Origin of the sequence: Streptomyces kebangsaanensis, assembly GCF_001906585.1 — a bacterium.
In the GTDB taxonomy this organism is placed as follows: Bacteria; Actinomycetota; Actinomycetes; order Streptomycetales; family Streptomycetaceae; genus Streptomyces; species Streptomyces kebangsaanensis.
Window position 1 is genome coordinate 102,023 of sequence record NZ_JUJA01000033.1, and the last position, 13,409, is coordinate 115,431.

The window sequence follows — 13,409 nt, forward strand, 5'->3', positions numbered from 1 at the left end:
CCGCCGGGCGGGCCACTTCGGCCTGGTCGGGATGGTGGAGCGCGCGGCCTCGGTGGGCGCCCGCATCCGCATCGGCCGCGGCCCGCACCCGAGGGGCACGGAGGTCCTCCTGGAACTACCGCTGGAAGCGCTGACGACCACATGAACCCGCACCCCGCCATTCGGGAGGAGGCCACTGCCATGCCGGACGACCGGACGACCCCAGACCCCTTCGAGGGCTTCCCACCACCCTCCGCCTCTGACCCCGCCACCCCGCTGCGCGTGGTCGTGGCCGACGACAACCCCGTGGTCCGCGCCGGCCTGACGGCCCTGCTCTCCGGCCGCGCGGACATCACGGTGGTCGCGCAGGCCGCGGACGGCCGCGCCGCCTGGGAGGCCACCCGACGCCACCGCCCGGACGTCGTCCTGCTCGACGTCCGCATGCCGGGCGTGGACGGCATCTCGGCCCTGCCGCACCTGGCCCGTGTCGCCCCGGTCGTGATGCTGACCTACAGCCAGGAGCCGGACGTCATCCAGGAGGCCCTGCGCCGGGGCGCGAGCGGCTACCTGGTCCACGGCGAGTTCACGGCCGAGCAACTGATCACGGCGGTGAGGGACATCAAGGCGGGAAAGGTCCACTTCACCCCCACGGCGGCGGGCGCCCTACTGGCCCGGCTGCGCGAGACGGAAGGTGCGACTGCACACACCCAGGAAGCCCCAACGGCCCCTGTTTCACCTACTTCTCCCGAAACCCTTTCGCAGATGCAATCGGATGTGGGACAGTCGTCGTCTGGATGGGCAGGTGGCCGTCCGGCCGCCGTCGACAGGTCGAGGTTCCCACTCAGCACCAGGGAGGCGGAGATCATGGACCTCATCGCGTCCGGCATGACCAATCAGCAGATCGCCGCCGCTTGTTTCATCAGCGAGAAGACTGTCAAGAACCACATCAACCGCATCTTCGCCAAGCTCCACAGCACCAGCCGCGCCGAGGCCACCGCCAAGTGGCTCGGCACGGCGCCGGGTTCGTCACGAGGACGGGGGTGAGGCGGGATGCCGGCGGTACGGGGCAAGCGCGGCCGAACCTCTGTCTGGGCCCGGAATTGGGTCCCGGGACCCTTCGGCGGTCCGGGCGTTCCGGCCTACGTTGCCGACAGCGCGTGCGGGACCGAGACCCGACCCGGAGGGGAACACCATGAGCGACCTGATGCTGAGGACCGCGGTTGCGACCAAGGTCCGCGTGAACGGCTGGAAGAACACGACGATCGCGTCGATGCGCCGCCACACCGGCGACAGGGGACAGACCGCGGTGGAGTATCTGGGGATCATCGCGGTGGTGGTGGCGATCGTGCTGGCGATTACGGGGACGGACGTCGGTCAGTCGATTCTCGACAAGATCAAGGCGAAGATCAACGAAATCACCTGATGCGGCGACCCAGTTACGGCGACACAGGGCAGGCCTTCCCCATCTACATCACGGTGGTGGCGGGCCTGCTCTTTCTTGCGTTCGCGTACTTCGCGGTCGGTCAGGCCGCGGTCAATCGGAACGGCGCGCAGACGGCGGCAGACGCGGCGGCACTAGCAGCGGCGCAGGATACCCGGGACCAGCTCGCGGGCAAGTGGGCCGACGCCGTGCTCGACCCGACCAAGTGGCAGGACTTTCTCGACGGCAACGCGGCGCAGTTGAACGGCTGCTGGCGTGCATATCAGTTGGCAGGGCAGAACGGAGCGCACGTGGATGATTGCCAACCGCTGCCAGCAGCACTGAGGTACACGGTGTACGTCCAGAGCGACAAAGCCGTGGGGAAGTCCATCGTTCCCGGTACGGAGAGCGTGCGTTCCAAGGCGCATGCCAGCGCTGTCATCAAGCCGCTCTGTACGTTCAAGCCCCCCGCCGAGGACGCCGAAGACACGGACCTGCTTCCGAGGCTCACCTGTAAGAACAACAGGTACTGGGACTTGGACCCGGAAAACCTCACTGATCTCCCGGAACCCAAAGATCTCTTCGACGTCCGCCTGGCCGACTGACAAGCAAATGATGAGTGGTGAAGGAAGTAGAGTAATGAGTATTCGGTTCACTGCGAAGGCTGGCAGGAGGCTCGTCGCGTTAACTGTGGCTGCCGGGCTGGCCCTCGGTCTGGCCGGTTGTGGTGGTGGCGACGACAAGAAGCCCGACACTTCCACATCGGCGTCCAAGAGTGGCGGCTCCAAGCCGAGTGCTCAGGAAGGACAATCTGATCAACCTCTGGCCGAGTTGAAGGGCCCCAACAGCCTGCTTCTTCAAATCACCTCTGCCAAGCGGGACTCGGGTGGATTCGTCACCGTGAACGGCACCATGAAGAACGATGGCGGCAACAACGTCATCATTCCTTCCAACCTCAGCGGGAACGAGACCGAGATCATCCGAAACGGCAGTTCACTGGGCGGAGCCACTCTTGTGGACTCACAGGGGAAGAAGCGCTACTACGTGCTGCGCGACACAGATGGTCGCCCCCTAACCACCACGGGGTTGCCCTCCCTGAAAGCCGGTGAGGCCATCCCCGTGTTCATGCAGTTCCCATCACCGCCAACCAGCACGACCGAAGTCAACTTCCAGCTCCCAGGGTTTGCCACCGCCACCATCGCGATCTCCGGGTGAGGCCCCCATGACTCACACCCGCCTCACCCTCGCCCTCACCGCAGCCACCGTCCTGGTCGCCGCCAACCTCTACGGCGCCGCCGCAGTTCACGCCGACGACGGCCCCAGTGTGCCCCCGGGTACCGAACCTTCCGCCCCCGCTCCCGTGGAGGTCGACCCGGCCGATCCCGACCTCAAGTTGCCCGAGGGTGCCACCCTCGCCGAGCCCAAGGTGCTCGACATCAAGTTGGTGGTCGAGGACCAGGGCGGCGAGGAACGCCGTGAGGACACCAACTCGGACGTGACGTTCGCCCTCCAGGCCGAGGTGCTGTTCGCCAGGGACAGCGCGAAGCTGAGCGACCAGGCGAAGGCGCGTATCGACGCGATCGCGGAGGAGATCAACAAGCAGAAGTCGACCCAGGTCCGCGTCTTCGGCTTCACGGACAACCTCGGCTCCCACGCGCACGGTGTCGTCCTGTCCAAGCAGCGTGCCAACGCCGTCCAGGACATCCTGTCCCAGAAGCTGAACGACCCGAACATCACCTTCGACGTACGCGGCTACGCCGAGCAGTACCCCATCGCGGACAACTCCACGGAGGACGGCCGCAAGAAGAACCGCCGGGTCGAGGTGACGTTCCCGCGCACGGGGAGTTGACGGCCGGTGGCCTACAGCAGGTGGTCGGCTCCCCCCGCCTTGATCTCCAGGATGAGGGAACGGAGGGCTTCACGGCTGTCGGTCAGCGGGCGGTCCTCCTGCCCGGCGACGGCGATGTAGGCGTTGCCTTCGGTGTCGGTTCCTATGCGGAAGCAGTTGGCGCCTTCCCCGCAGAAGGGGTCTTCCCAGGAAATGGCCGACATGGTGACAGCTCCTCAGAGGTCGGTGGCAAGGACGTGGACGAAGTCGCGTGACGCGCCGGGATCCAGTGCCACGGACTCCGCTGCCGCGAGCACGGCCCGGTACTTGCTGAGCTGGGTCTCCGAGTCGATGAACTCGGGCCCGTGAGTGCTGTCGAGTTCCACGGTGTCGAGTTGGGGAACGGACGACTCGGCGTAGACGACCGACTGGCCGGCTCCGGGGAAGCCTCCCGCTTTGAAAGGGATGACCCGTAGCGTCAGGTTCTCGCGCTCGGACATCCGCAGCAGGTGCTCCAGTTGCCGCCGGGCCACCGCGGACCCGCCGAACTCCATGCGTAGCGCGGCTTCGTGGATGATGACGTCGAGTTCGGGCGGCGTCGGGCGGTCGAGTACCTGCTGTCGGTCCATGCGCTGCGAGACGCGGACCTCGACGTCGGCCCACGACAAGGCGGGGATGACGGCCTCGAACACCGCGCGAGCGTGTTCCTCGGTCTGCAGCAGTCCGGGCAGGTGCACACTCACCGCGATGCGCACGCGTTCGGCATGCCATTCCATCTCGGCGATGTCCAGGAAGGCATCAGGCAGTTGGCCGCGATAGGACTCCCACCACCCTTTGTCCCGATCGGCGGCCATGGCGGCCAAGGCATCGACGAGGGCCTGGTCCGTGCACCCGTAGTTGTTCGCCAGGGTGCGCACCCGCTCGGGGCTGATGCCTGAGCGGCCGGACTCCATGTTGGGCACATTCGTTCGCGGAACACCCAGCAGTCCGGCGGCGTACTCGGTTGTCATCCCTGCCGCCACGCGCATCTTGCGCAGTTCGAGGCCCAGGCGTTGTTGGCGTGCCGTCGGTGTACTTCTGGGCGCCATGCTCCCCTCCTGCCCGATTGCCTGACGGGGGTCAGTCTGCCCTTGCGGTCGGCCGCGGTCCACTCGTTGGGGGTGGATTTCGGCAAGTTGGTAGTACGTGTACTCCGCGATGTCCTACCGTCTGTGACAGGTCGACCACGACCCTCCGTCCGCCGAACGGAAGCGCATCGCCCATGCCAAGCCAGGTCCGGGCGACAGGCCACCATGCGAGCGGAGAGACAACCACCCGTCCCAGCCAAGGGAGTTGCCATGCCCGTCACCCTGACCTCGGCCTGCCTGCCGCACACCCCCATGGACCGGCCGCCCGCACCCCCCACCCCCGAAACCCTCGCCTACAGCCTCACGCTCCCCGCCGACCCGCGTACCCCCGCGATCGTCCGTGCGACGCTCCGCACGGTCCTGCGTGCGCACGGCCTCGCCGACATGACCGACGCGGCCGTGCAGGTGACGAGTGAACTCGCGGCCTGCGCCTGCCGTTTCTCCACCTCGCCGGAGGTGTACGTACGCCTCCGGTACCGGGAGGACGCCCTGCGCGTGGTCCTCTACGACGCGCACCCGCGCCACACCCACCCCCGCCTCGCCGCCGCCTGCGACGCCCGCCGCCGTTCGACCCTGCGCCTGCCGGCCTGTGTGGTCCGGGCCTGCGGTGGCGACTGGGGCTTCGGCGACGCCCGGGAGCCCGGCGGCGGCACGCGGACGTGGGCGGTGCTGCCGAGGGCGGGCGTCCGGGCGTACCTCGCGGGCGGCCACACGAAGGAGTGACGGCAGCCCGGCGAAAGAGCTGTGTGAGGCCGAGCATGGACCAGCGCACGACGAGTTCACTCGTGAGTTCCGGGAGGAGCTGTGAACCACACCCGCTGGAAGCCGGCGCGGGAACGGAAGGTCGCCGAGGGGTACCAGGAGCAGCCCGAGGTGGTCGCGGAGCGTGAGCAGATCCGGCTGGCGCACGAACTCGGGCAGCTGGTGTACGACCGGCGTACGGCGCTGGGTCTGGCGCAGTCGGCACTGGGCGAGCGTCTGGGAATGACCGCCGACGAGGTCGAGGCCATCGAACTGGGCGGGATGCTCCCTCTCACCGCGGACCTGCTGGTCAGGCTGGCAGGGGCGCTCGATGTCACGGTGGAGCTGCATGTGGTCTCCGATGGACACAACACCGTGGGGTTCGCCGATCACGCGGCCTGATCCGGCATGTCGGGCCGAGGACCACGGTGCTCTCCTCCCTGTGGCTCACCCCGTCCGGGTCGTTACTCCGCCTCCGCCTCCACCTCCACCCGCACCCCCGCCCGCAGTCCCCACCCCGTCATCGCCCCCGCCGCCGACTCCAGTACGTGCCGGGAGCGGAGGCGGGGCAGGCCCAGGCGGCCCGGGGGCATGGTGACGACGGCCAGGACGCGGAGGTGGCGGTCGAGGTAGGCGACGTCGATGGGGATGCGCATGCGGAAGGTGTGGATGCTGTTCGCGGGGGACAGCAGGATCGCGCCGGAGACCGAGTCGCGGCCCAGCAGCCCTCTGGTGCGGGCGCGGTAGGAGGTCGCCAGCTCCAGCGGGACCGTCACGGGGGGCGAGCCGTGCACGATCAGCCTGCCCCGCCCGTCGCTCCAGCGCCGTCCCATGCCGAGCCGCCCTCCCGCCGAGCCTTGTGACCTGTCAACCGACCGTAGCCGTACGGCAGTAGGTCCCGCATGGGGTCCACGGGCTCATGTCCCGCCGGGTCGCCCGGGACTATGGTCCTGGCGTGCGCTTGCTTCTGACCGTCGTGGCCGCCCTGTGGGGCGTGGGGGCCGGGCTGCTGCTGCCCCGTGCCGCCCACCGGTTCTCGGTCGACGCGGAGGAGCCCTGGCGCGCGGCGTGCCCCGGCGGGCATCCGATCAAGGGAGCGTTCGGGGGCTGGGTGGGCCGCGCCCGCTGTACGGATGCGATGGCCGGGTGCGGACCGTACGGGCCGGGCGCCCCGGCCGTCGCCACGGTGACCGCGCTCGTCTGCGCCGCGCTCGCCGCCGCCACCGGGCCCCGCCCGGAAGCCGTCGTCTGGCTGCTCGCCGCGCCGGTCGGCGTACTGCTCGCGCTCGTCGACCACCGCGTGCACCGGCTCCCGGACGTGCTCACGCTGCCGCTCGCCGCCACGACCGCCGCGCTGCTGGGCCTCGCCGCCGTCCTGCCCGGCGCCGCCGGCTCCTGGCCCACGGCCCTGCTCGGCGGACTCGCCCTCGGCGGTGCGTACTTCGTCCTCTTCCGCGTCAACCCGTCCGGCATGGGCTTCGGCGACGTCAAGCTGGCGCTCGCGCTGGGCACGGCCCTCGGCTGGTACGGCTGGCCGGTGCTCGTCGCGGGCGCCTTCGCCGGGCTGCTGTACGGGGCCGGCTACGGGCTGGGCCTGGTGGTGCTGCGCCGCGCGAACCGCAAGTCGGCGATTCCGCTGGGGCCGTTCATGCTCGGCGGGGCGCTCACGGGGCTGCTGCTGGGGGCACTCGCGGTGGCGTGAGCGCCCAAACCGTATGTTCCAGACCGTATATCAGGTGCGGCCGGTGACCGCTGCTTGGCACGATCGTCCGTATGGCAGACCATCAGGACCGTTCCTTCGAGGAGCTCGTCGCCGAGGGGGTCGCCGTCCCCACCGAGGGGTGGGACTTCTCGTGGTTCGAGGGGCGGGCCACCGAGGCGCGGCCCTCCTGGGGGTACGCCGTCTCGCTGGCCGGGCGGCTGGCCGGGGCGCGGGCCGTGCTCGATGTGCAGACCGGGGGAGGGGAGGTCCTCGCCTTCGCGCTCGGGCGGGCCGCGGGCGCGCCCGCGCTGCTCGCCGCCACCGAGGGCTGGCCGCCGAACGTCGCCAGGGCCACCGCGCTGCTCCGCCCGCGCGGGGTCGTGGTCGTCGCCTCCGGCGAGGACGCGCCGCTGCCGTTCGCCGACGGGGCCTTCGACCTCGTCGCCGGCCGGCATCCCGTCCGGCCGCACTGGGAGGAGATCGCCCGCGTCCTGGAGCCCGGCGGGACGTACTTCGCGCAGCACGTCGGGCCCGGCAGCGCCTTCGAGCTCGTCGAGTACTTCCTCGGGCCCCGGCCCGAGGCGGCGCGCGACACCCGCCACCCCGACCGTGAACGCGCCGCCGCCGAGGCGGCCGGGCTCGAGGTCGTCGACCTGCGCGCCGAGCGGCTGCGCATGGAGTTCCACGACATCGCCGCCGTCGTGCACTTCCTGCGCAAGGTGATCTGGATGGTCCCCGGCTTCACCGTGGAGGCGTACGAGTCCCGGTTGCGGGCGCTGCACGAACGGATCGAGTCGCGGGGGCCGTTCGTGGCGCACAGCACGCGCCATCTCCTCGAGGCGCGGAAGGCACGGAAGGCACGGAAGGCACGGAAGACGCGGAAGACGCGATGAGCGGCAAGGACAGCAGGAGACAGCGAGGGCATCCCCGCCTGACGTGCACACGGTGTCCACATCGTTATCGCAGGCCCCTCGATTCACCTGATCGCTACACGTAAAGTACGGACCAAGGGAATTCGCGCGAGCAAAGCCGCGTGGGTGGTTCCGCGCGGTGGAGGGGGCCGCGCGGTACCACGCCCCTGTCGGCCGTACGCGGCCCGGCCGCCGTCGGCGTCAAGCGGGTGTTCGCGAGCGGGTCGCCCGTGGGAGGGATGCGGGAGGGGCGCGGGAGGGGCGCGGGGGGCAACTCGCCGAGCGGCCCCGGATGGCCCAAACCCTCTGGTTCTCGCTGCCTCCCGGCCGTTTTTCCTGCGATTCCGTCGCGATCCGGCCATGATCGGGGGCGGAACCACGGCTTCCGGCCCTCTCGACGCGTCGCCGGGCGACTCCGGAGAGTAGTTGTTTCGCGCTGATGCACGCAGCACCACTCACGAAGGGTTATGGTGGAAACCCCCCCTCGGGCCGGTCCGTATCCCCCCCACGGACCGGCCCGTTTTTTCATGGAGAGCGGCAGGGGGCGCTTCCGGTACACCCGGGTGCTCCGATGCACCAAGGCGCGTACAGCGCCCTGTTGGGGAACGCCCGGCTTCCCAGCGGTAGGCTTCGCCCCCTGGGACCGCCGTACGGAGGGGCTGACGGAGACGTGAACCTGCGCGACAAGCTGCGCGGCCTGCTGGTCAGGCTGTACGCACGCCGGGTGGAGGGCCACCTGGACCCCGCTCAGGTGCCCAAGCACATCGGCGTCATCATGGACGGCAACCGGCGCTGGGCGAAGGCCGCGGGTTCCACCACCGCCCAGGGCCACCGGGCCGGCGCGGACAAGATCGAGGAGTTCCTCGGCTGGTGCACCGAGACGGACGTCGGGGTCGTCACCCTCTGGCTGCTCTCCACGGACAACTTCGACCGCCCCCGGGAGGAGCTCGTCCCGCTCCTCGGCATCATCGAGGACGTGGTGCGCTCCCTGGCCTCCGACGGCCGCTGGCGCCTGCACCACGTCGGCACCATGGACCTGCTGCCGCCGGCCATGCAGGCCACCCTCAAGGAGGCCGAGGAGACCACCGCCCACGTCGACGGGATAGTGGTCAACGTCGCCATCGGCTACGGCGGTCGGCAGGAGATCGCCGACGCGGTGCGCTCCATGCTCCTGGAGGCCCACGACAGGGGCACCTCCATGGAGGAGCTCGCCGAGTCCGTCGACGTCGACATGATCGGCCGCCACCTCTACACCAAGGCCCAGCCCGACCCGGACCTCGTGATCCGCACCAGCGGCGAGCAGCGGCTGTCCGGCTTCATGCTCTGGCAGACGGCGCACTCCGAGTACTACTTCTGCGAGGTCTTCTGGCCGGCCTTCCGCAAGGTCGACTTCCTGCGCGCGCTGCGCGACTACGCCGCCCGCCACCGCCGCTACGGCGGCTGACGGACGTACGCCTCCCACTGGCGGGACACCTGTCTTCCGGAGTTCACTCGCGCGTCGTTCCGTGCATTTGCATGGCGGCGAGTGTTCGAGGGCATAAGTGAGACAGGTCGACACCCGAACCACGGGTGTCGGATCTCAGCGGGCGGCTCGGGGCCGTCCGCCCGGGAGGCCCTTTGCACCAGCCCGACCGTGCGGTCGCAGCACGGGAGACGACGCCGAGGGCCGGTTCGCGGCCCGCTGCGTGCGGGGGCAGCCGACCGGCCCAGCTCCACTTCGTCGCTCCCCGACCTCATCCGAGGGGGTACGTCCTTCCGTGGTGACCAGCACAAAGCGCCACAAGCCAGACCGGCGCACCTACGTCCTCGACACCAGCGTCCTGCTGGCGGACCCGAACGCCCTGACCCGCTTCGACGAGCACGAGGTCGTGCTCCCCATCGTCGTGGTCACGGAACTGGAGGCCAAGCGGCACCATCCCGAACTCGGCTACTTCGCCCGGCAGGCCCTGCGCCTGCTCGACGACTACCGGGTCCGGCACGGTCGCCTCGACGCCCCCATCCCGATCGGGGACCTCGGCGGAACGGTCCGGGTCGAGCTCAACCACTCGGACCCCAGCGTGCTGCCCACCGGCTACCGCCTGGAGGACAACGACTCCCGCATCCTCGCGGTCGCCCGCAACCTGCAGGCCGAGGGGTACGACGTCACCGTCGTCTCCAAGGACCTGCCGCTGCGCATCAAGGCGTCCTCCGTCGGCCTGCTGGCCGAGGAGTACCGCGCGGAACTCGCCATCACGGACGCCTCCGGCTGGACCGGCATGTCCGAACTCACTCTTCCGGGCGAACAGGTGGACATCCTCTTCGAGGAGGGGCACATCTACGTCCCCGAGGCGGCCGGACTGCCCGTGCACACCGGACTGACGATCCAGTCCGAGCGCGGCAAGGCGCTGGGGCGTGTCACGCCCGAGGGCAACGTCCGTCTGGTGCGCGGCGACCGGGAGGCGTTCGGCATCAAGGGGCGCAGCGCGGAGCAGCGCATCGCCCTGGACCTGCTGCTCGACCCGGACGTCGGGATCGTGTCGATGGGCGGCCGGGCCGGCACCGGCAAGTCGGCGCTGGCGCTGTGCGCGGGCCTGGAGGCGGTCCTGGAGCGCCGTCAGCACCAGAAGGTGATGGTCTTCCGCCCGCTGTACGCGGTCGGCGGGCAGGAGCTCGGCTATCTGCCCGGCAGCGAGGCGGAGAAGATGAGCCCGTGGGCGCAGGCGGTCTTCGACACGCTGTCGGCGGTCACGTCCCGCGAGGTCATCGAGGAGGTCACCGCGCGCGGGATGCTCGAGGTGCTGCCGCTCACCCACATCCGCGGCCGGTCGCTGCACGACGCGTTCGTGATCGTGGACGAGGCGCAGTCGCTCGAGCGGAACGTTCTGCTGACCGTTCTGTCCCGGATCGGCGCCAACTCGCGGGTCGTTCTGACCCATGACGTGGCGCAGAGGGACAACCTGCGGGTCGGCCGCTACGACGGTGTCGTCGCCGTGGTGGAGAAGCTGAAGGGCCATCCGCTCTTCGCGCACGTGACGCTGACCCGTTCCGAAAGGTCCCAGATCGCGGCCCTTGTGACCGAAATGCTGGAGGACGGGCACATCTGATCCGATCCGCCCAGTTGTGGGCGGCAGCAGGGAAGTTGGCGCCGTCCGGCAAAGGCCTGAGCCTAGCCGGGCGGCGTCTTCGTGTGCGGGTGATTCGGGAAAATTCCTGGGTCGAAAGGGCTGTGAGCTTTCACACGCAACTCGGAATTGCCTTGCGGCGTTGTGTTACGGCAGAGTCTCACTCCTGTCAGGCCCCGCATACGACACAGCCGTACCCCCTGGGGGCCCCTCCCAGGCCCTTCAGGCACTGGGGGAGGTAAGGCACCACAGAGGCATCGCTTTCAACTTCATAGCGTCGTCGTATGCCGCCCGAGCACCATGCGGCGCTCCCTCCGGGGAGTCGCCCACCGGGCCCGCGCCTTCCGTGACCCCGCAGTTGGGAGGCCAGTGCCAGGGGCACGATTGCGTCCGCCAGGGTCACCGAAGCGGGCGATGCTGGAAGGAAACCGTGTGAGCCGGATCTCGGTCCGGGGATTCGCAGTGGCCTCCGCCACCGCGGTCACCGCTGTCGGAAGCGTCGTCGGTGTTGCCTCGGGCAGCGTCGCGCAGAACAACGACGCCGAGGCGATGGCAGCCGACGCGACGACGCTTCTCGCGGACATCCCCGTGGGGCAGCAGGCCCAGGTGCAGACCGTCTCGCTCGCGCAGCAGGCCGATGCCCAGGCCATCGCGGCGGACGCCGGCGCCAAGAAGGAGGCCGAGCAGGCCGCGCGCAAGGCGGCCGCCGAGACGGCGATCGCCAAGAAGGCGGAGGCCGAGAAGGCGGAGAAGGAAGCCAAGGAGCGCGCCGAGCGGCAGGNGGCCGCGGCCAGCCGCAACGCCGTCCGCGACGCCTCCAGCTTCGCCGTCCAGAGCTCGTACACCGTGGCGCAGGTCCAGGCGATGGCGCGTTCGATGGTGCCCGCCAGCCAGTTCCAGTGCTTCAGCAACATCGTGAACCACGAGTCCACCTGGAACTACCGGGCGGTCAACCCCTCCTCCGGCGCGTACGGCCTCGTCCAGGCGCTGCCCGGCTCCAAGATGTCCTCCGCGGGCGCCGACTGGCAGACCAACCCGGCCACCCAGATCAAGTGGGGCCTCAGCTACATGGACGGCCGCTACGGCAGCCCCTGCGGCGCGTGGGCCTTCTGGCAGGCCAACCACTGGTACTGACCGACCACCGGTACCGAGCCGGACCGGCCACCGCTCTCAACCCCCGCACAGCCCCTCCCCGTCTTAGGGGGAGGGGCTGTCGCGCTGTACGGTCGAACGGAACGACTCCAGGGGGAGTGGTGCGCAGAGACGGGGGAAGAGGACCGATCATGTCGCGAGTGCCACGGTGGCTCGGCCGGCTGGGTGCCGGACTGACCGAGATGGGGGAGCGGTTGGACGAGCGCCGCGCCGAGGTGGAGAAGGAGCAGGCCGGGGCCGAGCCGGAGCAGGTCCTGGACGCCCATGTCGTGCCGGACCACGTGACCGTCGTCCCGGCCCGCCCCGACCCCGCGCAGGCCGTGCCCTGGGGCGTACGGGTGGCGGCGGAGGCCGGCTGGCGGGTGCTGGTGCTCGCGGGCACGGTGTGGGTGCTGATGCAGGTCATCAGCGCGGTCCGGCTGGTGGTGCTCGCGTTCGTGGCCGCGCTGCTGATCACGGCGCTGCTGCAGCCGACGGTGGCGTGGCTGAGACGCTACGGGCTGCCGCGCGGGCCGGCCACCGCGCTCACCGCGATCTCCGGCTTCGTCGTCATGGGGCTGATCGGATGGTTCGTGACCTGGCAGGTCATGGAGAACATCGACACGCTCTCCAGCCAGATCCAGGACGGCATCGACCAGCTGCGCAAGTGGCTGCTGAACAGTCCCTTCCACGTCACCGACAAGCAGATCAACCAGATAGCCAAGGACCTGCGGGAAGCCATCGGGGCCAACACCGACCAGATCACGTCGGCCGGTCTGCAGGGCGTGACGGTGGTCGTGGAGGCGCTGACCGGGATCCTGCTGACCGTCTTCTCCACGCTGTTCCTGCTCTACGACGGCCGGCGGATCTGGGAGTGGTCGCTGAAGCTGGTGCCGGCGGCGGCGCGGCCGGGGGTGGCCGGGGCCGGGCCGCGGGCGTGGCGGACGCTGACGGCGTATGTGCGGGGCACGGTGATCGTGGCCCTGATCGACGCGATCTTCATCGGGCTGGGGATCTACTTCCTGAACGTGCCGATGGCGGTGCCGCTGGCCGTGTTCATCTTCCTGTTCGCCTTCATCCCGCTGGTGGGGGCGGTGGTGTCCGGGGCGCTGGCGGTGGTCGTCGCGCTGGTGACCCAGGGCGTCTTCACCGCGGTGATGGTGCTGGTGGTGGTGCTGGCGGTGCAGCAGATCGAGGGGCACGTGCTGCAGCCGTTCATCCTCGGGCGCGCGGTTCGGGTGCACCCGCTGGCGGTGGTGCTGTCGGTGGCCGCGGGCGGGATGGTCGCGGGGATCGGCGGGGCGGTGGTGGCGGTGCCGCTGGTCGCGGTGACGAACACGGTGGTCGGCTATCTGCGGGCGTACTCCCAGGAGCAGGCCCGCCGGCAGGCGGCGCGGTCGGCTCCGCCGGGCTCGCCCGCCTCCCCGCCCGACCCGGCGGGCTGAGGTCCCCCACCTCTCATCGAGACC

At 70.0% G+C, this 13,409-nt stretch carries 15 protein-coding genes and 3 pseudogenes; 15 read left to right on the forward strand and 3 right to left on the reverse strand.

Features of this window, described 5'->3' with window-relative positions; translation table 11 throughout:
• The 6 genes and pseudogenes from RH94_RS42230 to RH94_RS03795 all read left to right on the forward strand — a co-directional run.
• Positions 1 to 145 (forward strand): annotated as a pseudogene (locus tag RH94_RS42230) (two-component sensor histidine kinase); the annotation flags it as partial.
• A gap of 35 nt (positions 146 to 180) precedes the next feature.
• Complete coding sequence (locus RH94_RS03775; RefSeq protein WP_073946220.1) at positions 181 to 1,023, forward strand: response regulator transcription factor; 843 nt, start codon at positions 181 to 183, stop codon at positions 1,021 to 1,023.
• 148 nt (positions 1,024 to 1,171) lie between these two features.
• Positions 1,172 to 1,402, forward strand: coding sequence for a hypothetical protein (locus RH94_RS03780; protein ID WP_107428616.1), 231 nt, complete (start codon positions 1,172 to 1,174; stop codon positions 1,400 to 1,402).
• Positions 1,402 to 2,004, forward strand: coding sequence for a pilus assembly protein TadG-related protein (locus tag RH94_RS03785; RefSeq protein ID WP_107428617.1), 603 nt, complete (start codon positions 1,402 to 1,404; stop codon positions 2,002 to 2,004). The genes RH94_RS03780 and RH94_RS03785 overlap by 1 nt, the downstream gene beginning before the upstream one ends.
• 34 nt (positions 2,005 to 2,038) lie before the next feature.
• Positions 2,039 to 2,614 carry a hypothetical protein gene (locus RH94_RS03790; RefSeq protein ID WP_073946221.1) on the forward strand — a complete coding sequence of 192 codons (576 nt, stop codon included), beginning with the start codon at positions 2,039 to 2,041 and terminating at the stop codon, positions 2,612 to 2,614.
• Positions 2,615 to 2,621: 7 nt separating this feature from the next.
• Positions 2,622 to 3,248: an OmpA family protein gene (locus tag RH94_RS03795; protein ID WP_073946222.1), complete on the forward strand. Its 627-nt coding sequence runs from the start codon at positions 2,622 to 2,624 to the stop codon at positions 3,246 to 3,248.
• Between the two features lie 11 nt (positions 3,249 to 3,259).
• On the opposite strand, the gene RH94_RS03800 is transcribed toward RH94_RS03795, so the two are convergent.
• Both RH94_RS03800 and RH94_RS03805 read right to left on the reverse strand, forming a co-directional pair.
• Positions 3,260 to 3,451: a hypothetical protein gene (locus tag RH94_RS03800; RefSeq protein ID WP_073946223.1), complete on the reverse strand. Its 192-nt coding sequence runs from the start codon at positions 3,449 to 3,451 to the stop codon at positions 3,260 to 3,262.
• Between the two features lie 12 nt (positions 3,452 to 3,463).
• Positions 3,464 to 4,315, reverse strand: coding sequence for a helix-turn-helix domain-containing protein (locus RH94_RS03805; protein ID WP_073946224.1), 852 nt, complete (start codon positions 4,313 to 4,315; stop codon positions 3,464 to 3,466).
• A 249-nt stretch (positions 4,316 to 4,564) separates the two neighbouring features.
• On the opposite strand from RH94_RS03805, the gene RH94_RS03810 reads away from it, so the two are divergent.
• Both RH94_RS03810 and RH94_RS03815 read left to right on the forward strand, forming a co-directional pair.
• Positions 4,565 to 5,077, forward strand: coding sequence for an ATP-binding protein (locus RH94_RS03810; RefSeq protein ID WP_073946225.1), 513 nt, complete (start codon positions 4,565 to 4,567; stop codon positions 5,075 to 5,077).
• 81 nt (positions 5,078 to 5,158) lie between these two features.
• Positions 5,159 to 5,497: a helix-turn-helix domain-containing protein gene (locus RH94_RS03815; RefSeq protein ID WP_073946226.1), complete on the forward strand. Its 339-nt coding sequence runs from the start codon at positions 5,159 to 5,161 to the stop codon at positions 5,495 to 5,497.
• Positions 5,498 to 5,559: 62 nt separating this feature from the next.
• Here the strand turns inward: RH94_RS03815 and RH94_RS03820 are convergent, their stop codons facing one another.
• Positions 5,560 to 5,928: a DUF192 domain-containing protein gene (locus tag RH94_RS03820; RefSeq protein ID WP_073946227.1), complete on the reverse strand. Its 369-nt coding sequence runs from the start codon at positions 5,926 to 5,928 to the stop codon at positions 5,560 to 5,562.
• A gap of 86 nt (positions 5,929 to 6,014) precedes the next feature.
• On the opposite strand from RH94_RS03820, the gene RH94_RS03825 reads away from it, so the two are divergent.
• The 7 genes and pseudogenes from RH94_RS03825 to RH94_RS03855 all read left to right on the forward strand — a co-directional run bounded on the left by RH94_RS03825 (position 6,015) and on the right by RH94_RS03855 (position 13,385).
• Positions 6,015 to 6,797, forward strand: coding sequence for a prepilin peptidase (locus RH94_RS03825; protein WP_073946228.1), 783 nt, complete (start codon positions 6,015 to 6,017; stop codon positions 6,795 to 6,797).
• 71 nt (positions 6,798 to 6,868) lie between these two features.
• On the forward strand, positions 6,869 to 7,690 hold the full coding sequence (locus tag RH94_RS03830) for a methyltransferase domain-containing protein (protein ID WP_073946229.1): 822 nt from the start codon (positions 6,869 to 6,871) through the stop codon (positions 7,688 to 7,690).
• 688 nt (positions 7,691 to 8,378) lie between these two features.
• Positions 8,379 to 9,152 carry an isoprenyl transferase gene (locus RH94_RS03835; protein ID WP_073946230.1) on the forward strand — a complete coding sequence of 258 codons (774 nt, stop codon included), beginning with the start codon at positions 8,379 to 8,381 and terminating at the stop codon, positions 9,150 to 9,152.
• A 313-nt stretch (positions 9,153 to 9,465) separates the two neighbouring features.
• Complete coding sequence (locus RH94_RS03845; RefSeq protein WP_073946232.1) at positions 9,466 to 10,791, forward strand: PhoH family protein; 1,326 nt, start codon at positions 9,466 to 9,468, stop codon at positions 10,789 to 10,791.
• Between the two features lie 450 nt (positions 10,792 to 11,241).
• Positions 11,242 to 11,590 (forward strand): annotated as a pseudogene (locus RH94_RS42235) (lytic transglycosylase domain-containing protein); the annotation flags it as partial.
• A gap of 1 nt (position 11,591) precedes the next feature.
• Positions 11,592 to 11,943, forward strand: a pseudogene (locus RH94_RS42240) (aggregation-promoting factor C-terminal-like domain-containing protein); the annotation flags it as partial.
• 149 nt (positions 11,944 to 12,092) lie between these two features.
• Positions 12,093 to 13,385 (forward strand): AI-2E family transporter, encoded by a 1,293-nt coding sequence (locus RH94_RS03855; protein WP_073946234.1) that lies wholly within the window; start codon positions 12,093 to 12,095, stop codon positions 13,383 to 13,385.
• Positions 13,386 to 13,409: the final 24 nt, after the last annotated feature.